Origin of the sequence: Pseudomonas shirazica (assembly GCF_015168335.1) — a bacterium.
In the GTDB taxonomy this organism is placed as follows: Bacteria; Pseudomonadota; Gammaproteobacteria; order Pseudomonadales; family Pseudomonadaceae; genus Aquipseudomonas; species Aquipseudomonas asiatica.
Map to the genome: position 1 here is coordinate 2,571,476 of NZ_CP063456.1, position 21,340 is coordinate 2,592,815.

The window sequence follows — 21,340 nt, forward strand, 5'->3', positions numbered from 1 at the left end:
ATGCCGCCAGGGACGGCAGCGTGTTCGACTCTGAATAACAATCACAAGCTGGAGCAAGCAGTAATGGCCACACTCAAGCGAACGCTTTCGCTGGGCTCGGTGGTGCTTTTCGGCATCGCCTACATGACCCCCATCATTGTCCTGGGCACATTCGGTATCCTGGCCGAGACCACGGGAGGGAGGGTACCCGCAGCCTACCTCGCTGCAGCCATCGCCATGCTCTTTACCGCCTTGAGCTACGGCCACATGGCGCGCGCCTTCCCGGTCGCCGGGTCCGCCTATACCTACGTGCGCAAATCGATCAGCCCGCAGCTGGGCTTCATCACCGGTTGGGCGGTGTTGCTCGACTACCTGTTCCTGCCCATGGCGATCTGGCTCATTGGCGCGGCCTATCTGCACTCGGCGTTCCCGGGCGTGCCACAAGCCATTTGGGTGTTGGCATTCATCGGCATCACCACAACGATCAATGTGATCGGCCTGCGGTTGGCCAAGACCGTCAATGGCCTGTTGATGTTCATCCAGCTGCTGGTGCTGGCGGCGTTCGTTGTGCTCGCGGTGCACTATGTCTGGGGCGACCCGACGGTACCGCTGTGGACGCTAGAGCCGTTCTACAAGGAAGGTACCCAGTTGCCGCTGATCATGAGCGGTGCGGCGATTGCCTGCTATTCATTCCTGGGCTTCGACGCGGTCAGTACCCTGACTGAAGAAACCAGAGAACCACGCAAGAACATCCCGAAAGCCATCCTGCTGATCACCCTGATTGGCGGCGCGCTGTTCATCGCCTGCAGCTACTTCGTCCAGCTCGCTCACCCGTCCACCGACTTTGCCAACGCCGACGCGGCGGCTTATGAAATAGCCCAGAACATCGGTGGCGACATCTTCGTCAGCATCTTCCTGCTGGGCCTGATCGTCGGCCAGTTCACTTCTGGCCTGTCGGCGCAGGCCAGCGCCTCCCGGCTGCTGTATGCGATGGGGCGTGACGGAGTGCTGCCCAGGTCATTCTTTGGAAGGTTGAGCGAACGCTTCAGCACGCCGGTGCCCAGCATCATCCTGTGCGGGGTGGTCGCCCTGCTTGCCTTGCGCATGGACGTGACGACCTCCACCTCGTTCATCAACTTCGGTGCATTTCTCGCCTTCAGCCTGGTCAACCTGGCGGTGATCTTCCACTACTGGGTCGCCATGCAGCAGCGTGGTGCGAACGCGCTACTGATGTACCTCGCATTCCCCCTGGTGGGCTTCGCCTCCACGTTGTGGCTGATGGCAAGCCTGGATCACCTGGCGATCTACCTGGGGGCAGGCTGGCTCTGCCTCGGCGTGCTCTACCTGACGGTGATTACCCGTGGTTTCAAGCGCAAGCCCCCGGAGATGCACTTCGAGGAAGCCTGAGCTGTCCACTCAGGTCGATACGGCGCTTTGAGCGATGCTCTGGATGGCACCGGCGGCGCCGGTGTTTGCGGTGGCGGATTCTGAGGCAGGTAGCTAGCCGTGTAGTAGCGGCCTAGCGTCGCGATGGGCTGCATGGCAGCCCCGGCGATTGTTGCGTTGATGCTGAAATCCGGGGGGCCGCTTTGCGGCCCATCGCGACACAAGGCCGCTCCTACACAGGTTCGGCGCCAGCCTTGAGGTGGCGCCGATCCTGTCAGGCCTTACACGGCGAGCGCGCGCTCACGCAGCTCGCTGTTGAGGATGCGGTCGTTCTCGCTGTAATCGACCGGGCAGTCGATCACGTGCACGCCCGGGGTCTTGATGCAGTGCTCCAGCAGCGGCAGCAGGCCTTCGGCGCTTTCCACGCGGTGGCCGTTGGCACCGTAGGCTTCGGCGTACTTGACGAAGTCCGGGTTGCCATAGTCCAGGCCGAAATCGGTGAAGCCCATGTTCGCCTGCTTCCAGCGGATCATGCCGTAGCCGTCGTCACGCAGGATCACCACGGTGATGTGCATGCCCAGGCGTACCGCAGTTTCCAGCTCCTGGCTGTTCATCATGAAGCCGCCGTCGCCACAAACCGAGATTACCGGGCGGTCCGGGTGCACCAGGTGCGCGGCCATGGCCGATGGCAGGCCCGCGCCCATGGTCGCCAGGGCGTTGTCCAGCAGTACGGTGTTCGGCTTGTGCGCCTTGTAGTTGCGGGCGAACCAGATCTTGTAGATGCCGTTGTCCAGGGCAACGATGCCTTCGGACGGGAGCACGCGACGGATGTCGGCGACCATGCGCTGCGGGTAGACCGGGAAGCGGTTGTCGTCGGCACCTTCGGCGATCTGTGCTTCGTTGGCTTCACGGATCGCCATCAGGCGGGTGAAGTCCCAGTGCGACGTGTCGTTCAGCGCTTCGCTGATCTGCCATACGGCGTTGGCGATGTCGCCGATCACTTCCACCTGCGGGAAGTACACGGCATCGACCTCGGCGGAGCGGAAGTTGATGTGGATGACTTCGGTGCCGCCACGGACCATGAAGAACGGCGGCTTCTCGATCACGTCGTGGCCGATGTTGACGATCAGGTCGGCGGCTTCGACGGCGCGGTGCACGAAGTCACCCGACGACAGCGCGGCGTTGCCCAGGAAGCGTGGATGGCGCTCGTCGACCACACCTTTGCCCATCTGGGTGGTGATGAACGGGATACCGGTCTTGTCGATCAGCTGCTTGAGGACCTTGGCGGTCATCTTGCGGTTGGCGCCGGCGCCGATCACCAGGATCGGGTTGCGGGCGTTCAGCAGCTTTTGTACGGCTGCGTCGATCGCCACGTGCTCGGCCAACGGGCGGCGGTGCAGGCTTGGCGGGATCGGCAGTGCGTCGGTCTGCTCGGCGGCGATGTCTTCCGGCAGCTCCAGGTGCACGGCACCCGGCTTTTCTTCTTCAGCCAGGCGGAAGGCTTCACGCATGCGCGAAGGGATGTTGTCGGCGGAAGCGAACTGGTGGGTGTACTTGGTGATGGGGTCCATCATGCCGCACACGTCGATGATCTGGAAACGGCCCTGCTTGGACTTCTTGATCGGCTTCTGGCCGGTGATCATCATCATCGGCATGCCGCCCAGGTAGGCGTAGGCGCTGGCGGTGACCAGGTTGGTGGCGCCAGGGCCGAGGGTCGACAGGCTGACGCCGGTCTTGCCGGTCAGGCGACCATAGGTGGCAGCCATGAAACCTGCGGACTGCTCGTGACGGGTAAGTACCAGCTTGATCTTCGACTTGCGCAGGGATTCGAGCAGGTCGAGGTTTTCCTCACCAGGAATGCCGAACACATACTCGACACCTTCGTTTTCCAGGCATTGCACAACGACATCGGCGGCCTTGGCCATTTGGGGTACTACCTCAAAATCTTTGTGGGATTGCAGATTTATTAAGCTGCGTGACTGAGATGTTGCAGGATGTCTCAGTGGCGCGCATCGTAGGCCCTCTGGTTAATAATAATAAATATATTGTTATGATGCTTGGCATCACAGTTTGTTATGAACGGTAACCCCCCTCAATGAACCTCAAGGCATTGCGCTGCTGCGTCGAGATCGTGCGCCAAGGCAGCTTCACCAAAGCCGCGCAGCACCTGCATATCGCCCAGCCGGCACTTAGCATGGCCGTTACCCGCCTGGAAGAAGAACTGGGCGTCACCCTGTTCAACCGCACCACGCGCAAAGTCATCCTGACAGCCGAGGGCGAACGCTTCCTGCCACGTATCGCAGCGGCCCTGCGCGAAATGGATGTGGCGCGGCAAGAACTGCGTGACATGGCCGACCTTAAGCGCGGCGAAGTGCGCCTGGGAATCCCGCCGATGTTCGGCCTGCACTATGTACCCGGCCTGATGAACGCCTTCCGCCAGCTGTACCCGGGTATTGCCATGACCGTGTTCGAAGGCAGTGCCGAGGACATTGGACATCGCCTGGAACAACGGGAGATCGACCTGGCGCTGCTGGAGTCCCGGCGCGTGCCGCCCGACAAGGAATCGATCCTCTTGGGCAGCGATGAGATGCTGGCGTGCATGCACCCTGACCATCCCTATGCTGGCAAGGCCTTCCTCACAGCCGAGGACCTGCGCAATACCGACATGGTGGTGTTCGACCGCACCTTCGTGCAGCGCCACCTGCTGGATGCGTTCTTCGCCGAACATGGCATCACGTACCAGGTAGCGCTGCAGAGCAACTTCGTATCGCTGGTGGTACAAGCCGCGCTGGACAACATGGGCGTGGCGACCCTGCTGCGCTCGGTGCAACAGCGCACACCGGGCATCGTCGGCGTACCGTTCCAGCCAGCGCAGCAGATGAGCTTCCGCTTGTGCTGGCGCTCGGGGGAATACCTGTCGCTGGCCAGCAAGCGCTTCATCGATTTTGCCGCGCAGACCCATTACCTGGAACGTTGATTCCACCCTGCTCGACGTCACTATCGCGAGTTGACTATGATCCCACCTTGAACGTTTCAGCATGTTTCACAAGGATCCAGATGTCAGTTCAGGAATTACCCCCTCTCTCTAGCAAAAGTACCGTCGCGAAGATGGAAGCTGCCATGGCACTGGGCAGCTTTGCCATTGGCACCGGCGAGTTCGCCATCATGGGGCTGATGCCCGATATCGCCAGCAATCTGCAATTGAGCGAGCCCCAGGTGGGCCATGCCATCAGCGCCTATGCGCTGGGGGTGATGGTTGGCGCCCCGACACTGGCGATCATCGGTGCCAGGCTGTTGCGCAAGCACATGCTGCTGTTGTTGATGGCGCTGTATGCCCTTGGCAACCTGGCTACCGCCTTCGCCCCCTCGTTCGGTGGCCTGGTCGCCTTCCGCTTCATCAGCGGCCTGCCCCACGGTGCCTACTTCGGCATCGCGGCGGTAGTGGCATCGAGCATGGTGGCCAAGGACCAGCGGGCGGGGGCCGTGGCCCGGGTGATGATGGGGTTGACCGTGGCCATGTTGCTCGGCAACCCGGTTGCCACCTTGCTGGGCCAGTACTTCGGCTGGCGCTCGGCGTTCGTGCTGGTCGGCGTGATCGCCCTGTGCACCATCGCCCTGGTTTGGCGCTTCGTGCCCCAGCGCCACGATGAAGTGCGCAGCGACCCGCGCAAGGAACTGCAAGCCTTCACCCTGCCGCAAGTGTGGATGGCGCTGGGCATCGCCTCGATCGGCTTTGCCGGCATGTTCTGTGTGTTCAGCTACCTGGCGCCGACCATGTTGCAGGTGACCCAGGTGTCGCCGCAGTGGATTCCATTCGGCCTGGCGGCATTCGGCGTCGGCGGCATCGTCGGCAACATCGCCGGTGGCAAGCTGTTCGACCGCCTGCAGTTCCGCGCCGTCGGGCTGGTGCTGGTGTGGTCGATTGCCGTGCTGCTGTTCTTCAGCTTTGCCGCCCAGGCGCTGTGGAGCCTGCTGCTGGGCATTGGCCTGGTCGGCACCATGATTGCCCTGGCGGCGCCGTTGCAGATCCGCCTGATGGACATTGCCCATGAAGCGCCAAGCCTGGCGGCGGCGTCCAACCATGCGGCGTTCAACCTGGCCAATGCGCTGGGGCCGTGGCTGGGTGGCATGGCGATTACCGCAGGTATGGGCTGGACCAGCACCGGGTACATTGGCGCGGCTACGGCGCTGGTCGGGCTGGGGATCTACCTGGTGGCACGGCGGATGAAGGGTGGGCACTAAGGTTGAGGCCTGACAGATAGCGTGAACGGGGCTGCCATGCAGCCCATCGCCGGCAAGCCAGCTCCCACAGAGACCGCACAATGCCTGAAATTTTCATGGGCAGCGACGACCCGCGCCGCCCACTGGTGTGGATCAGCGAGCTGGCCAGCCCCAGGGAAATGATTACAATGCATGCCCCAACCTGAAATATGTTTTTCCCATGAAATCACTGCTTTACGCCGTATCCTTACTGTTTTCCTTCACCCTCCCTGCCCTGGCCAGCCCGCCGGCGACCTTCACCGAGGCCAAGGTGGTGGCCAAGCAGAAGGTGTACATGGACCAGGCCAGCAGTGCCATGGGCGACCTGTACTGCGGTTGCAAATGGGCCTGGGTGGGCAAGTCTGGCGGGCGTATCGATGCCGCCTCGTGCGGCTACCAGACCCGCAAGCAGCAGAACCGCGCCGAACGCACCGAATGGGAACACATCGTGCCGGCCTACACCTTCGGCAACCAGCGCCAGTGCTGGAAGAATGGCGGCCGCGAACATTGCGTGGATGACGACCCGGTGTTCCGCGCCATGGAGGCCGACCTGTTCAACCTGTACCCGGCAGTGGGCGAGGTAAACGGTGATCGCAGCAATTTCAACTACGGCATGGTTGCTGGCAATGCAGGGCAATACGGGCAGTGCACCACCAAGGTGGACTTCGTGCAGCGTGCTGCCGAACCACGCGACGAAGTGAAAGGCCTGGTCGCCCGTACCACCTTCTACATGTACGACCGTTACAAGCTGAGCATGTCGCGCCAACAGCAGCAGTTGCTGATGGCCTGGGACAAACAGCACCCGGTATCGGCCTGGGAGAAAGAGCGTGACCGGCGCATTGCCGCGATCATGGGGCATGCCAACCCCTTCGTGACCGGGGAACGCAAATGGACCGCCAACTACAAGCCAGTCGGCAGTGGCGTGGTGCAAGCGGTGCCGGCGAAGGCTGCCAAGCCAGAGGCAAAGCCGAGCCTGGCCAGTGCCGGGTCGGTGGGGGCGGTGCTTGGCAACCGCAACAGCCATGTCTATCACCTTTCCGTCGGCTGCCCAGGCTATACCCAGGTTACCGCGAAGAACCAGGTCACCTTCGCCACAGAGGGTGAGGCGCAGGCGGCGGGTTATCGCAAGGCGGGCAACTGCCGCTGATCGCCTTCCTCGGGGCCTGCGCGGCCCCCTTGCAATCGAGCGGGCTGCACAGCAGCCCGCAACAATGACCATCCGTCGCCCAGACGGCACCCCACTCCCCGCCCCCAGCCCAACGAATGACAGATCATCCGTAAAGGAGAGGTTCCATGATCCGCATTCGCCCACTTTCACTGTGCCTTGCCCTCGCCCTGGTCAGCGTCACTGGCACCAGCTTCGCCGCCACCGACACAGACACCGACAGCCGCCCGCAAACCGACCAGTACGGTGGCAAGACCGCCGGTGAAGACAGCAGCGTCAACAGCCCAGGCAGCAGCGAAACCAATGACAGCAGCGACACCGGCAGCAACAGCGATGCCGCCGACGGCGCCGCTGGCGGCTCCAACAGCACCGGCGAAGCAACCGGCTCCGGCGCCGGGCACACCGGTGGCACCGCCGAGGACCAGGACAGCCATTGAGGCCGGCCTGGGCTACACTGCGCCGGAACGCCCTGCCAAGGATTCACCATGAACCTCAAACCCTGGCTGCTCGCCGCCCTGCTGCCGTGCAGCGCCTTGGCCGTCGCTGGCAGCCAGGGCGCGCTGTCGATCAGCTCATCGTCGTTCACCGATGGCGGCGTGATCGCCTTGCAGCAGGTTGGCCCGGACCCGGCCTGTGGTGCTGGCGAAGAGCGCACCCCGCAACTGAGCTGGGACAACCTCCCCGCAGGCACTCAGTCCCTGGCACTGATCATGTTCGATCCGGACGGCGGCAAGGGTATTGGCGTGGTCCACTGGATCGCCTACAACATCGACCCGGCCCAGGATGGGCTGAAGGAAGGCGTCGCCGGGCTGACCGGGCAAGGCGTGACCGTAGGGCGCAACTCTCGGGGCACGCTCAGCTACCGCGGCCCCTGCCCACCCGCCGGCGACAACCCGCACCACTACGCGCTGACGCTGATCGCCACCGACCTGCCACTGGGTACCCTGCCCGAAGGCCTGGACCGCAGCGGCCTGCTGCAACTGCTGCAAGGCCACGCGCTGGGGGCGCAGAGCCTGGTCGGGCGCTATGGCCACTGAGCCTGGCCGTACCGGAACAATTAAACACCCCCATAGCATTTATCCATTGAATGGCCCAGCCGAACTGAAGTAAGCTCGGGCTCATTCACTGGAGAGCAACATGCCGAAACACACCCGCAACCACGCCAACCACACCGGCCGCACCCTGCGCCCTGTGCTGGCCGTTGCCGGCTGCGTGGCACCTGCCAGCTATTACTTTGGGTATTGGTTTAGCCATTAGGCGCCGATACCCACACGGCGCCCACCTTCGAGGGGCCGCCGAACATGAGAATACTCAAACCCCCGGTCGGCTCCCCGACCGGGGGTTTTGCTTTTCAGGCCTTTGAACAACACCGATTCACATTGAGGACAGATTCATGAACTACGCCACTTATTACTACGCAAACACCTACGCCTGGCGATTTAGCCAATCCCGTTCGGGCCAGCCTGCCGCCTCCGTTCGGTCTTCCACAGGTGGCAATGCAGCAGCCAATACGAATTCAACGATTTGTCGAACACCTCGATAGGGCCGACGACGCGGGCCAGAACCCGCCGTCCGCCCAGGGAAAAAACGCCATGCACGCCTCCAGCCTCGCCCTGACCCAGCCGCAAGCAGCCAACACCACCGTCAGCCAGCGCCTGCCCAGCCCGCACCTGCTCAAGCAGCAAATGCCGCTGTCCAGCGAACTTACCCAGCAAGTCCATGCCCACCGCCAGGCCATTCGCGACATCCTCGAAGGCCGCGACCAGCGCCTGCTGGTGATCGTTGGCCCGTGCTCGATCCACGACCCGCGCTCGGCCCTGGAATACGCCGACCGCCTGGCAGCCCTCAGCCGCGAAGTCGACGACAAGCTGCTGCTGGTGATGCGCGCCTACGTCGAAAAACCCCGCACCACGGTCGGCTGGAAAGGCCTGGCCTACGACCCGCACCTCGATGGCAGCGACGACATGCACGCCGGCATCGCGCTGTCCCGCGGGCTGATGCTGAACATGATCGAACGCGGCCTGCCGGTCGCCACCGAACTGCTGCAGCCAATGGCCGCCGGCTACTTCGATGACCTTCTGGCCTGGGCCGCGATTGGCGCGCGCACCACCGAGTCGCAGATCCACCGCGAAATGGTCAGTGGCTTGGAGCTGCCGGTCGGCTTCAAGAACGGCACCGACGGCGGCATCGCCATCGCCAGCGACGCCATGCGCAGTGCCGCCCACCCGCACCGCCACTTCGGCATGGATGCGCAGGGCTACCCGGCCATCATCGAGACCTTGGGCAACCCGGACACCCACCTGGTGCTGCGCGGCGGCCACAAGGGCCCGAACTTCGACGCCAACAGCATCGCCATGGCCCGCCAGGCGCTGGCCAAGGCCGGGCTGCAGGCGCGGATCATGGTCGATTGCAGCCATGCCAACAGCGGCAAGGACCCGGCGCGTCAGCCGGCGGTTTTCAACGATGTGCTGGCGCAGCGCCTGGCCGGCGACCGCTCGATCGTCGGCGTGATGATCGAAGGGCACCTGTTCGACGGCTGCCAGGCGCTGGGCAAGGGCGCGCTGAAATACGGCGTGTCGATCACCGACGGTTGCCTGGGTTGGGCCTCGACCGAAACCCTGTTGCGCGAGGCGGCACAAAAACTCCAGGCAGCGGGACGCAAGCCTGGCGAGACATACCCTGGACAAGTACGCTAGGCTTGCCTTTTTTACCCCAAGGAGCAGTACCCATGGCCCGTGCAACCGCCCGCCACATCCTGGTCAGCAGCATCGATAAATGCAACGAACTGAAAGCCCAGATCGAAGCAGGCGCCGACTTCGCTGAAATCGCCAAAGCCAACTCCACCTGCCCGTCCAGCCGCCAGGGCGGTGACCTGGGCTCGTTCGGCCCGGGCCAGATGGTCAAGGAGTTCGACACCGTGGTGTTCAGCGCCCCGATCAATACCGTGCAAGGCCCGGTGAAGACCCAGTTCGGCTACCACCTGCTGGAAGTGACCAGCCGCCAGGACTGATTCACCTGTTCAGGTGATGAGATCCCCTGTGGGAGCGGGCGTGCCCGCGAATGCGTCCGAGCATGCAGCCTCGTTGCCTGAGCTGACGCATTCGCGGGCACGCCCGCTCCTACAGAGATTGTGGTGCCTGTTCCTGCTTTGCCTGGCTTTCAACGCCCACGCCGGCTCCACCCACGCCCTCACCGTCTACGGCGAAGCCCCGCGCTACAACGCCAGCTTCCAGCATTTCGACTACGTCAACCCCGACGCCCCCAAAGGCGGCATCCTGCGCCGCTCGGCCATCGAGATCGGCCAGTTCGACCATATCCTGCCGTACATCGACAAAGGCATCGGTGTCAGCGAGGTCGATGGCCTGCTGTACGCGCCACTGGCCGTGCGCTCGTTCGATGAACCCTACACCGTCTACGGCCTGATCGCCCGGCGCATGGAGCGCGGCCCGGAGGATGCCTGGCTGCGTTTCGAGATCGACCCGCGCGCCACCTTCGCCGATGGCAAGCCGGTGCGCGCCGAAGACGTACGCTTTACCTTCGAGCTGCTGATGAGCAAGGGCAGCCTGAGGTATCGCACCCAGTTCGCCGATGTTGCCGCCGTCGTGGTGGAAAGCCCACACAGCGTGCGCTTCGACTTCAAGCCTGACCACGGCCGCACCCTGCCACTCGACCTCGCCAGCTTGCCGGTACTACCCGAACACGACTGGCAGCAGCGCGATTTTGCCAACGGCGCCGGCTTCGACAAGCCGGTCGGCAGCGGGCCGTACCGTATCGGGAGCATCGACAACGGCCGCAGCATCACCTTCCAGCGCGACGCCAACTGGTGGGCGCGCGATCTGCCGGTCAGCCGTGGCCGCTACAATTTCGACAAGCTGCGCATCGAGTACTTCGGTGATACCGAAGTGGCGCGGCAGGTGCTCAAAGGCGGCGGCTACGACTACAACCGCGAGTTCTCCGCCACCGCCTACACCCTGGGCTACAACGGCGCGCAACTGGACGACGGCCGCCTGCAGCGCGCCCACCTGGGCCCGGCCAAACCGCAGGTGGCCCAAGGCTTCGTGTTCAACCTCGACCGGCCGCCGTTCAAGGACCGTCGCGTGCGCCAGGCGCTGGGCATGCTGTGGGACTACGAGTGGAGCAACCGGCAGATGATGCGCAACATGTACATCCGCCAGCAGAGCGTGTTCTCCAATACCCCGCTGGCCGCCCGCCAACTGCCGGATGCCGGCGAGTTGAAACTGCTCGAACCGTTGCGCGGCAAGGTGCCGGACGAAGTCTTCAGCACCGTGTTCACCGCCCCGGTCACCGATGGTTCGGGGATCATCCGCAAGCAGCAGCTGCAGGCACTGGCGCTGCTCGAACAAGCCGGCTGGCGCCCCGAAGGCGACCGCCTGGTGAACAGCCAGGGCACGCCGCTGACGTTTACCTTCCTCAACGGCCAGGCAGGCATGGAGCGCCTGCTGCTGCCGTGGAAGCGCAACCTGGCCCAGATTGGCGTGACCCTGGACATCCGCAACGTCGATTCGGCCCAGTACGTCAACCGCCTGATGGCACGTGACTACGACATGATCGTTACCGGCTACCCGGTCACCCTGTCGCCTGGCGCCGAGCTGTACAACTATTTCGGCTCGGCAGCAGCCCGCGATCCTGGGTCGAACAACCTGATGGTGCTGCAGGACCCTGCCGTGGACCGCCTGATCGACGGCCTGGTGCGCGCCGACACCCAGGCCGACATGCTGTACCACGCCCATGCCCTGGACCGGGTGCTGCAATGGAACTACTACTGGATCCCCAACTACTACCCACCGGGCAGCTCCACTGTCTGGTGGAACCGCTTCGGCCTGCCCAAGGTCCAGGCTGCCTATGACGAAGGCCTGGACACCTGGTGGGAAGTCAGCCCTGCCGCGCTGACCAACGCGCAAATGGCCGAACGCCGGAAATCCTCGCCATGACCACTTACCTACTGCGCCGTCTGCTGCTGATCGTCCCGACCCTGCTGGCGATCCTGTTGGTCAACTTCCTGATCGTCCAGGCCGCACCGGGAGGCCCGGTGGAGCAGGCGGTGGCACGCCTGCAAGGTATCGGCGGTGGCGCTCCCGGTGCCCGGGCCGAGGTGGTGCACGGCGAGTCACGTGCCACCCGTGGCCTGGACCCGAAACTGATCGAGGAGATCAAACGTCAGTACGGCTTCGACAAGTCCGCCCCCGAGCGCCTGTGGCTGATGCTGGGCCAGTACGCCCGGCTGGACTTCGGCAACAGCTTCTTCCGCGGCGCCAAGGTCACCGACCTGATCCTCGACAAGTTGCCGGTAACCCTGTCGCTGGGCTTCTGGGCCACGCTGATCACCTACCTGGTGTCGATCCCGCTGGGCATCCGCAAGGCGGTGCGCCATGGCAGCCGCTTCGATGCCTGGAGCAGTGCACTGATCGTGGTCGGCTATGCCCTGCCCTCGTTCCTGTTCGCCCTGTTGCTGATCGTGCTGTTCGCCGGCGGCACCTCGCTGAGCTGGTTCCCGGTGCGTGGCCTGGTCTCGGACAACTTCGACGAGCTCAGCCTGCTTGGCAAGGTCGCCGACTACTTCTGGCACCTGGTGCTGCCGGTCGGCGCCCTGGTGATCGGCGGCTTCGCCACCCTGACGCTGCTGACCAAGAACGCCTTCCTCGACGAGATTTCCCGGCAATACGTGGTTACCGCCCGCGCCAAGGGCCTGAGCGAACGCCGGGTGCTGTATGGCCACGTGCTGCGCAATGCCATGCTGTTGGTGGTGGCGGGGTTGCCGCAGGCGTTGATCACGGTGTTCTTCGCCGGCTCGTTGCTGATCGAGGTGATCTTCTCGCTCGATGGCCTTGGCCGCATGAGTTACGAAGCGGCCGTGTCGCGCGATTACCCGGTGGTGTTCGGCACGCTGTTCATCTTCACCCTGGCGGGCCTGCTGATCCGCCTGATCGGTGACCTGTCTTACACCCTGCTCGACCCGCGTATCGACTTCGACGCGAGGGCATACTGATGCTTTCGCCGATCTCGCGTCGTCGCCTGCAACGCTTTCGCCGCAACCGCCTCGGCTGGGTTTCGCTGTGGCTGTTCACCGCACTTCTGCTGCTGAGCCTGTGCGCCGAGCTGGTGGCCAACGACAAACCGCTGCTGCTGGGCTACAAGGGCGACCTGTACGTGCCGGCGCTCAAGCGTTACACCGAGCAGCAGTTCGGCGGCCAGCTGCCGTTCCAGCCAGACTACCGCAGCGCCTATGTACGCCAGTTGATCGAGCAGCAAGGTGGCTGGATGCTGTTCGCCCCCATCCCGTTCAGCGCCGATACCCCCAACTACGACCTGCAGGTGCCCACCCCCAGCCCGCCGAGCGCAAGCAACTGGCTGGGTACCGACGACCAGGGCCGCGACGTGCTGGCCCGGGTGCTATATGGCACGCGGGTATCCTTGCTGTTCGCCTTCGCCCTGACCGTGGTCAGCGTGCTGATCGGGGTGGCGGCCGGAGCCCTGCAGGGCTACCACGGTGGTTGGATCGACCTGGTCGGCCAGCGCCTGCTGGAGGTGTGGTCGGGGTTGCCGGTGCTGTACCTGCTGATTATCCTCAGCGGGTTCGTCGAGCCGGACTTCTGGTGGCTGCTGGGGATCATGGCGCTGTTCTCCTGGCTGACGCTGGTCGACGTGGTGCGCGCAGAGTTCCTGCGCGGTCGCAACCTGGAGTACGTCAAGGCCGCAAGGGCGCTGGGGTTACCAGACAGCCAGGTGATGCTGCGGCACATCCTGCCCAATGCCATGAACGCGACGCTGACCTATGTGCCGTTCATGCTGACCGGGGCGATCACCACCCTGACTGCACTGGATTTTCTCGGGTTCGGCATGCCGGCCGGGAGCGCTTCGCTGGGAGAGCTGGTGACCCAGGGCAAACAGCACCTGGAGGCGCCGTGGCTGGGCTTTACCGCGTTCTTTGCCCTGGCGGTGATTCTGTCGCTGCTGGTTTTTATTGGGGATGCCTTGCGGGAGGCCTTTGACCCCCGGACCTGATCAACGCCTGACTGGCACTTACAGCTTGTGCCAAAGGAATAAGGTCTTGATCCGGCCCAGCCCCCACAAATGCTGTTAGGAAGGCCTTTCGATCCTCCAGCAGACTAATTTGATGTGCATACGAAAATTTTCTTTGCTGCCAATAAAACGGCTCAACACCAATATCCGTAATGATGCCACGATAATCAGAGCCACGCCATGAGATGCCAAAGGCAGTCGAACCGAGCGCTAATACTTCATTTGAGAGTTCATTAAAAGCACGGCGATCCTCACTGAGTTTTCGAAGCGATGCTTTTTGCTGCTCTGAGCCACCCACCAGCGCTTTCGTAACAGCCGCGACGCCCTTGCTCACTTGACGATCGCTGACTCGCACACGTTTTCTGAATGGCCACCTGAAGAGATTAGAAAATTTTAGCCGGCCAATCCTGAACTGTCCGGACGGGTCCACATAGTTTAAAGGGTCGCCTTGGCAATAAGTGTAAGCGTTAATACCTCCGGCCCCAAAGGGGCTTAATGCGTCTGGCGATTCGAAACCCATGCGTTGTGGCTTGAATACGCGATGACCATTCCCTAACAGATACCCACCTGAAGCTGAACACAACCATTCTCCATTATATCCAGGCCTCAACGGATGGATAAGCGCCTGGGCAGAATACCCGAAGGGTAAATACGTATGAATATCAAGCGTGCGATTACACAGAAACGCCAATCCCGTGTGCTTCGCATCACTAACTACCATCGTACACTTCTTGCCGGACAACGTTGCCAAGCATGCAGCCTTCACCTGAAATAGCGAGACTGATTCTCCCGCTACTAAAAGGGTAATCATTTTATCAATTTTGTAAAATCGGCGAGTATGCATTTCCTTCACTTGATATCTGGCCGCACTACCCCAACATATATTTTTTACGCGCCAATTAAAACTGGCAGTTTTACTAGTGCCACGCACCATTCTAATGACAAGGGGAACAAGGCATACTCCCTTGTTACTCAAAGGGGAGCCCCATGCACGACAGCGACAGCCTCAAGGATTACCCCCAGGTACGACAACTGGCGATCCGCTCGCTGTTCGAAATCATCGAACAGTCCAGCGAAGGCACGGTAATCGTCGACCGCCAGGCGCGCATCGTCTGGATGAACGAACGCTACGCCCGGCGTTTTGGCCTGGCCGACGCGGCAAGCGCTATTGGCCAACCCTGCGAGGCGGTGATCCCGGGCAGCCTGATGCGCGAGGTGGTGAATAATGGCCGGCCAATCCTGCTGGACATGCTCGACACCCCGAACGAGCCGCTGGTGGTTATGCGCCTGCCCATCCACGACGACCAGGGCGCGCTAATCGGTGCCATCGGCTTTGCCCTGTTCGACGAGTTGCGCAGCCTGTCGCCGCTGCTCAAACGCTATTCCAGCATGCAGCAGGAACTGGCCTCGACCCGCTCGCAGTTGCGCGCTCGCCAGGCCAAGTACAGCTTCGCCCAGTTCGTCGGCAGCAGCGCCGCCAGCCTGGAGGCCAAGCGCCGCGCCCGGCGTGGCGCAAGCAGTGATTCGCCGGTGTTGCTGCTGGGCGAAACCGGCACCGGCAAGGAACTGCTGGCCCATGCCATCCATGCGGCGTCGGCGCGGGCGCACAAGGCGTTTGTCAGCATCAACAGTGCGGCGATCCCCGAGACGCTGCTGGAAGCCGAATTCTTCGGTACCGCCCCCGGCGCCTTTACCGGCGCCGACCGCAAGGGCCGCAGCGGCAAGCTGCAACTGGCCGAAGGCGGCACGCTGTTCCTCGACGAGATCGGCGACATGCCGCTGGCCCTGCAGAGCAAGCTGCTGCGGGTGTTGCAGGAGAAGGAGTACGAGCCGGTAGGCTCGAACCAGATGCTGCGCAGTGATGTGCGCATCATTGCCGCCACTTCCATCGACCTGCAGGCCGCCATCGCCCGCGGGGCATTCCGCGCCGATCTGTATTACCGGCTGAATGTGCTGCCGATCGAGGTGCCACCACTGCGGCAACGGCTGGAGGACCTGCCGGCGCTGTGCGAGGCCATCCTGGGCGAACTGGGCAGCCAGTATGAGCTCGAGGCCGAAGCGCAGCAGCTACTGGCGCGGCATGCATGGCCGGGGAACATTCGCGAGCTGCGCAATGTGCTGGAGCGGGCCACGCTGCTGGCGGATCAGCCGCGGCTGGGGGTGGCGGATCTTCGGGCGGCATTGGGGCCGTTGAGCCCGGTGGCGGGTGAACCTATGCGGCAGACTTACCGTGAGGCCTGTGAGGCATTTGAGCGCGAGCTGATTGTCGGGGCACTGGCCGAACATGGGGGAAATGTGCCGGAAGCTGCGTCGGCGTTAGGACTGGGGCGGTCAACGCTGTATAAGAAGATGGTAGCGCTCGGTCTCTGACTGGAGACTTTTGTTTCCATTTCGAGACTGTCGCGAGGGCTTTGCCCTCGATCGCGACACAAGGCCGCTCCTACAGGAGATTGCGGTGCACATGTAGGAGCGGCCTTGTGTCGCGATGGGCCGCAAAGCGGCCCCAAAATCTCAAGACAGAGACAAAAATTCAGAAGAAAACAAAATACCCATATAAATCAATGAGTTAAAAACTGGCACGATTCCCGCTATCTCCTGCTCACCGATAAAAACAAGACTCACCCAGGAGACCCACCCCGATGACCGTGCTCATCGCCCTCGCCGCTCTGGCCTTGCTGATGCTGGCTGCCTACCGCGGCTACAGCGTAATCCTCTTCGCCCCCATCGCCGCCCTCGGTGCGGTACTGCTCACCGACCCGTCCGCCGTGGCCCCCGCATTCACCGGGGTATTCATGGAGAAAATGGTCGGCTTCATCAAGCTCTACTTCCCGGTGTTCCTGCTGGGCGCCGTGTTCGGCAAGCTGATCGAGCTGTCCGGTTTCTCGCGCTCGATCGTCGCCGCCGCCATCCGCGTGCTCGGCACCCGCCAGGCGATGCTGGTGATCGTGCTGGTCTGCGCGCTGCTCACCTATGGCGGCGTTTCGCTGTTCGTGGTGGTGTTCGCGGTGTACCCGTTCGCCGCCGAGATGTTCCGCCAGAGCAATATCCCCAAGCGCCTGATCCCGGCAACCATCGCCCTGGGCGCGTTCTCGTTCACCATGGATGCCCTGCCCGGCACCCCGCAGATCCAGAACATCATCCCCAGCACCTTCTTCAACACCACCGCCTGGGCAGCGCCATGGCTGGGCCTGATCGGCACATTGTTCGTGTTCTGCGCCGGCATGGCCTACCTGCAGCGCCAGCGCAACAAGGCCCAGCGCGCCGGTGAAGGCTATGGCAGCGACTTGCGCAACGAACCGGAGACCGCTGCCGACCTGGCACTGCCCAACCCCTGGCTGGCTCTGTCACCGCTGCTGCTGGTGGGGGTGATGAACCTGCTGTTCACCCACTGGATCCCGCAGTGGTACGGCCCCAGTCACAGCCTGCAACTGCCCGGCATGAGCGCACCGGTGCAAAGCGATGTGGCCAAGCTCACTGCCATCTGGGCGGTGCAGGCAGCGTTGCTGGTGGGCATCCTGATGGTGCTGGTGTGTGCCTTCGGCGCCATCCGTGCCCGCCTGGCCGAAGGCACCAAAAGCGCCGTGGGCGGTGCCTTGCTGGCGGCCATGAACACCGCCTCGGAATACGGCTTTGGCGCGGTGATCGCCTCGCTGCCGGGCTTCCTGGTATTGGCCGACGCCCTGCGCGGTATCCCCAACCCACTGGTCAACGAAGCGATTACCGTGACCTTGCTGGCCGGCATCACCGGCTCTGCCTCGGGCGGCATGAGCATCGCCCTGGCGGCCATGGGCGACGCCTTCATCGCCGCCGCCAATGCCGCCAACATCCCGCTCGAAGTACTGCACCGCGTGGCCGCCATGGCCAGCGGTGGCATGGACACCCTGCCGCACAACGGTGCGGTCATCACCCTGCTGGCCGTGACCGGGCTGACCCACCGCGAGGCCTACAAGGACATTTTCGGTATTACCCTGATCAAGACCCTGGCGGTGTTCGTGGTCATCGCCACGTTCTACGCCACCGGCATCGTCTAAGGAGCTTTGCATGACCCTCAAAGGCAAGACCGCACTCGTCACCGGTTCCACCAGCGGCATCGGCCTGGGCATTGCCCAGGTGCTGGCCCGCGCAGGCGCCAACATCGTGCTCAACGGCTTCGGCGACCCTGCCCCGGCGCTGGCCGAGATCGCCCGGCACGGGGTGAAGGCAGTCCATCACCCGGCCGACCTCTCGGACGTGGCCCAGATCGAAGCGCTGTTCGCCGTGGCCGCGCGCGAGTTCGGCGACGTCGACATCCTGGTCAACAACGCCGGTATCCAGCACGTGGCGCCAGTGGAACAGTTCCCGCTGGAAAGCTGGGACAAGATCATCGCCCTCAACCTGTCGGCCGTGTTCCACGCTACGCGACTGGCCCTGCCTGGCATGCGCACGCGCAATTGGGGGCGCATCATCAACATCGCTTCTGTGCACGGCCTGGTCGGCTCTACCGGCAAGGCGGCCTATGTGGCGGCCAAGCACGGCGTGGTCGGCCTGACCAAGGTGGTGGGCCTGGAAACCGCCACCAGTAACGTCACCTGCAATGCCATCTGCCCTGGCTGGGTGTTAACCCCGCTGGTGCAGAAGCAGATCGACGATCGTGCTGCCAACGGTGTCGATCCGCTGCAAGCGCAGCACGATCTGCTGGCAGAAAAACAACCGTCGCTGGCCTTCGTCACCCCCGAGCACCTGGGTGAGCTGGTACTATTCCTGTGCAGCGAGGCCGGTAGCCAGGTTCGCGGTGCCGCCTGGAACGTCGATGGTGGCTGGTTGGCCCAGTGACGGGCGGCCTGGGCCTGGCGGCGGTCTTGCATTCGTTTATCTGCAAGGAGGCCCTATGCGCCCAACCCCGATGACCGCGATTCTGGCCCTGACCCTGGCTGCCGTCGCACCCGCGATGGCAGCCAGCCTGAAGGACGTCGCGCCCTACCCCGAGGCGGAAAAAGGCTTTACCCGGCAGGTCATCCACCTGCCGGCCCAGGCTGATGAGTCGGCCTATCAACTGGAAATCCTCGCCGGCAAGACCCTGAAGGTGGACTGCAATCGCCAGCGCCTGGGCGGCAGCCTGGAGGAACGTACCCTGGAAGGCTGGGGCTACAGCTACTACCGCCTGGACAAGGTCAGCGGCCCGGCCAGCACGCTGATGGCCTGCCCCGATGGCAAGAAGACCGAGGCCTTCGTGCCTGTGGTCGGTGAAGGCTTCATGCTGCGCTACAACAGCAAGCTGCCGGTGGTGGTGTATGTGCCCAAGGACGTCGAAGTGCGCTACCGCGTGTGGACCGCGTCGCAGGACGTGCAAAAGGCTAAAGTAGAGTAAAACGCAAGCCTTTGGCCTTGATGGTGCCTTCATCGCCGGCAAGCCGGCTCCCACAGGTTGGTCACTGCACTCAAGACCTGTGAGGTTCCTGTGGGAGCTGGCTTGCCGGCGATGGGGCCCTTGCAGGCAACAGGAGGTTCGGCATGAACGATGTGCTCTGGCGCCCCTCCACGGCGCAGATCGAGGCCAGCCGGATGGATGCCTTCCGCCGCCGGGTCAACCTGCGTTACAACCTGCAACTCGACGACTACCACGCGCTGCACCGCTGGAGCATCGAGCAGCGCCCTGCCTTCTGGCAAACCGTTGCCGACTACTTCCACGTTCACTGGCATACCCCGCCAAGCCAGGTGCTCAGCGAAGGGCCGCAGATGCCCGATGCCCAGTGGTTCGCCAACGCCACCCTCAACTTCGCCGAACACCTGCTGCGCCGCCGTGACGACCGCCCGGCCCTGGTCGCCGTGCGCGAAGACGGCCAGCGTCAGCTGTTCACCCATGCCCAGCTGGCCGCCCAGGTGGCCGGCCTGCAAACAGCCTTGAAGGCCACCGGCATCGCCCCCGGCGACCGCGTAGCCGCCATCATGCCCAATACCTGGCAGACCCTTGTCGCCATGCTTGCCTGCACAAGCCTCGGTGCGGTCTGGTCCAGCTCCTCGCCCGAGTTTGGCGTGCACGGCATCATCGACCGCTTCGGCCAGATCGAGCCCAAGCTGCTGATCGCCTGCGCCGGGTACCAGTACGCCGGCAAAGCCATCGACCAGGTGGACAAGGTCAACCAGGTGTGCGCGCAGCTGCCCGGGCTGGAACAGTTGATCGTGGTACCCCACACCCGCAGCGGAACGCGTGTCGACGAATTCCAGGCCGCCAATGTCAGCCTGTGGGACGAGTTCTATCAGCCCGGCGGCGAGCCCCGCTTCACCCCGCTGCCCTTCGATCACCCGCTGTACATCCTGTATTCCAGCGGCACCACCGGCGTACCCAAGTGCATCGTCCACCGCGCCGGCGGCGTGTTGTTGCAGCACCTGAAGGAACATGGCCTGCACAATGACCTGAAAGCCGATGACGTACTGTTCTACTACACCACCTGCGGCTGGATGATGTGGAACTGGCTGGTCAGCGGCCTGGCGGTGGGCGCCACGCTGGTGCTGTATGACGGCTCGCCCTTCCATCCCGGCCCCGAGCGGCTGCTAGACCTGATCGACGCCGAGGATATCCAGGCCTTCGGTACCAGCGCCAAGTACCTGGCGGCACTGGAGCAGGCGGGCCTGGAGCCTGCGGCAAGCCACCGCCTGGCGCGCTTGCGCCTGCTACTGTCCACCGGCTCGCCACTGTCGCCACACAGCTACGACTACGTGTACCGCAAGATCAAGGCCGACCTGTGCCTGGCGTCGATGTCCGGCGGTACCGATATCGTCTCCTGCTTCGTGCTGGGCAACCCGACCCTTCCAGTGCGCCGTGGCGAGATCCAGTGCAAGGGCTTGGGCATGGCGGTGGAAGTATGGAACGAGCATGGCCAGCCGGTGCTGGGCGAAAAAGGCGAGCTGGTGTGCACGCGCAACTTCCCGTCCATGCCGCTGGGGTTCTGGAAGGACACGGACGGCAGCCGCTATCACGACGCCTACTTCAGCCAGTTCCCGGGGGTGTGGGCCCAGGGCGACTACGCCGAACAGCGTGCCGACGGCGGGCTGGTGATTCATGGCCGCTCCGATGCCGTGCTCAACCCCGGTGGCGTGCGCATTGGCACGGCGGAGATCTACCGCCAGGTGGAAAAGGTCGAGCAGGTGCTGGAAAGCGTGGCCATCGGCCAGGACTGGCAAGGCGACGTGCGGGTGGTGCTGTTCGTTCGCCTGCGTGACGGCCTGCAGCTGGATGAGGCCCTGCGCCAGCACATCCGCCAGGTGATCCGCCAGTACACCACGCCCCGCCATGTACCGGCGGTGATCGCCCAGGTCGATGACATCCCGCGTACCATCAGCGGCAAGCTGGTGGAGTTGGCGATTCGCAATGTGGTGCATGGCTTGCCGGTGAAGAACACCGACGCCCTGGCCAACCCCGAGGCACTGGAGCAGTTCCGGGATCGCGAGGAGTTGCAAACCTGACCCTTGTCACCGTCCCTGTAGGAGCGGCCTTGTGTCGCGATGGGGCGCGAAGCGGCCCCAGGTTTT

The 21,340-nt window shown here is 63.5% G+C and carries 18 protein-coding genes; 16 read left to right on the top strand and 2 right to left on the bottom strand.

Features of this window, described 5'->3' with window-relative positions:
- The first annotated feature begins 63 nt into the window (after positions 1–63).
- Entirely contained in the window at positions 64–1,386 is a 1,323-nt protein-coding gene (locus IMX18_RS11695; protein WP_054571951.1) for an APC family permease, read from the top strand.
- Positions 1,387–1,646: 260 nt separating this feature from the next.
- On the opposite strand, the gene IMX18_RS11700 is transcribed toward IMX18_RS11695, so the two are convergent.
- A complete protein-coding gene (locus IMX18_RS11700) occupies positions 1,647–3,290 on the bottom strand; it encodes an acetolactate synthase large subunit (RefSeq protein ID WP_013972567.1) in 1,644 nt (547 codons plus the stop codon).
- Between the two features lie 170 nt (positions 3,291–3,460).
- On the opposite strand from IMX18_RS11700, the gene IMX18_RS11705 reads away from it, so the two are divergent.
- The 10 genes from IMX18_RS11705 to IMX18_RS11750 all read left to right on the top strand — a co-directional run bounded on the left by IMX18_RS11705 (position 3,461) and on the right by IMX18_RS11750 (position 13,813).
- Positions 3,461–4,342 (top strand): LysR family transcriptional regulator, encoded by an 882-nt coding sequence (locus IMX18_RS11705; protein WP_061302335.1) that lies wholly within the window; start codon positions 3,461–3,463, stop codon positions 4,340–4,342.
- A gap of 80 nt (positions 4,343–4,422) precedes the next feature.
- Entirely contained in the window at positions 4,423–5,607 is a 1,185-nt protein-coding gene (locus tag IMX18_RS11710) for an MFS transporter (RefSeq protein WP_043935602.1), read from the top strand.
- A 199-nt stretch (positions 5,608–5,806) separates the two neighbouring features.
- A complete protein-coding gene (locus IMX18_RS11715; protein ID WP_015270262.1) occupies positions 5,807–6,772 on the top strand; it encodes an endonuclease in 966 nt (321 codons plus the stop codon).
- Positions 6,773–6,918: 146 nt separating this feature from the next.
- On the top strand, positions 6,919–7,227 hold the full coding sequence (locus IMX18_RS11720) for a hypothetical protein (RefSeq protein ID WP_015270261.1): 309 nt from the start codon (positions 6,919–6,921) through the stop codon (positions 7,225–7,227).
- Between the two features lie 48 nt (positions 7,228–7,275).
- Positions 7,276–7,827 (top strand): YbhB/YbcL family Raf kinase inhibitor-like protein, encoded by a 552-nt coding sequence (locus tag IMX18_RS11725; RefSeq protein WP_013972562.1) that lies wholly within the window; start codon positions 7,276–7,278, stop codon positions 7,825–7,827.
- Between the two features lie 555 nt (positions 7,828–8,382).
- A complete protein-coding gene (locus IMX18_RS11730; protein ID WP_054571953.1) occupies positions 8,383–9,486 on the top strand; it encodes a 3-deoxy-7-phosphoheptulonate synthase in 1,104 nt (367 codons plus the stop codon).
- Positions 9,487–9,518: 32 nt separating this feature from the next.
- Positions 9,519–9,800, top strand: a complete 282-nt coding sequence (locus IMX18_RS11735; RefSeq protein WP_015270259.1) for a peptidylprolyl isomerase — start codon at positions 9,519–9,521, stop codon at positions 9,798–9,800.
- Positions 9,801–9,813: 13 nt separating this feature from the next.
- Complete coding sequence (locus tag IMX18_RS11740; protein WP_217190446.1) at positions 9,814–11,742, top strand: extracellular solute-binding protein; 1,929 nt, start codon at positions 9,814–9,816, stop codon at positions 11,740–11,742.
- A complete protein-coding gene (locus IMX18_RS11745; protein WP_100413742.1) occupies positions 11,739–12,797 on the top strand; it encodes a microcin C ABC transporter permease YejB in 1,059 nt (352 codons plus the stop codon). The genes IMX18_RS11740 and IMX18_RS11745 overlap by 4 nt, the downstream gene beginning before the upstream one ends.
- Positions 12,797–13,813, top strand: a complete 1,017-nt coding sequence (locus IMX18_RS11750; protein WP_015270256.1) for an ABC transporter permease — start codon at positions 12,797–12,799, stop codon at positions 13,811–13,813. The genes IMX18_RS11745 and IMX18_RS11750 overlap by 1 nt, the downstream gene beginning before the upstream one ends.
- Here IMX18_RS11750 and IMX18_RS11755 read toward each other — a convergent pair.
- Entirely contained in the window at positions 13,770–14,675 is a 906-nt protein-coding gene (locus IMX18_RS11755; RefSeq protein ID WP_085986362.1) for an RHS repeat-associated core domain-containing protein, read from the bottom strand. The two genes, IMX18_RS11750 and IMX18_RS11755, sit on opposite strands and share 44 nt — an antisense overlap.
- Before the next feature lie 143 nt (positions 14,676–14,818).
- Here IMX18_RS11755 and IMX18_RS11760 point away from each other — a divergent pair, with 143 nt between their 5' ends.
- From IMX18_RS11760 to IMX18_RS11780, 5 genes are all read left to right on the top strand, one after another.
- Positions 14,819–16,201 carry a sigma-54 interaction domain-containing protein gene (locus IMX18_RS11760; protein ID WP_015270254.1) on the top strand — a complete coding sequence of 461 codons (1,383 nt, stop codon included), beginning with the start codon at positions 14,819–14,821 and terminating at the stop codon, positions 16,199–16,201.
- Between the two features lie 269 nt (positions 16,202–16,470).
- A complete protein-coding gene (locus IMX18_RS11765) occupies positions 16,471–17,862 on the top strand; it encodes a GntP family permease (protein WP_217190448.1) in 1,392 nt (463 codons plus the stop codon).
- A gap of 10 nt (positions 17,863–17,872) precedes the next feature.
- Positions 17,873–18,643, top strand: a complete 771-nt coding sequence (gene hbdH, locus IMX18_RS11770; RefSeq protein ID WP_015270252.1) for a 3-hydroxybutyrate dehydrogenase — start codon at positions 17,873–17,875, stop codon at positions 18,641–18,643.
- A gap of 55 nt (positions 18,644–18,698) precedes the next feature.
- Positions 18,699–19,178, top strand: a complete 480-nt coding sequence (gene eco / locus IMX18_RS11775) for a serine protease inhibitor ecotin (protein WP_054571957.1) — start codon at positions 18,699–18,701, stop codon at positions 19,176–19,178.
- Between the two features lie 143 nt (positions 19,179–19,321).
- A complete protein-coding gene (locus tag IMX18_RS11780; protein WP_100413739.1) occupies positions 19,322–21,274 on the top strand; it encodes an acetoacetate--CoA ligase in 1,953 nt (650 codons plus the stop codon).
- Positions 21,275–21,340 lie beyond the last annotated feature (66 nt).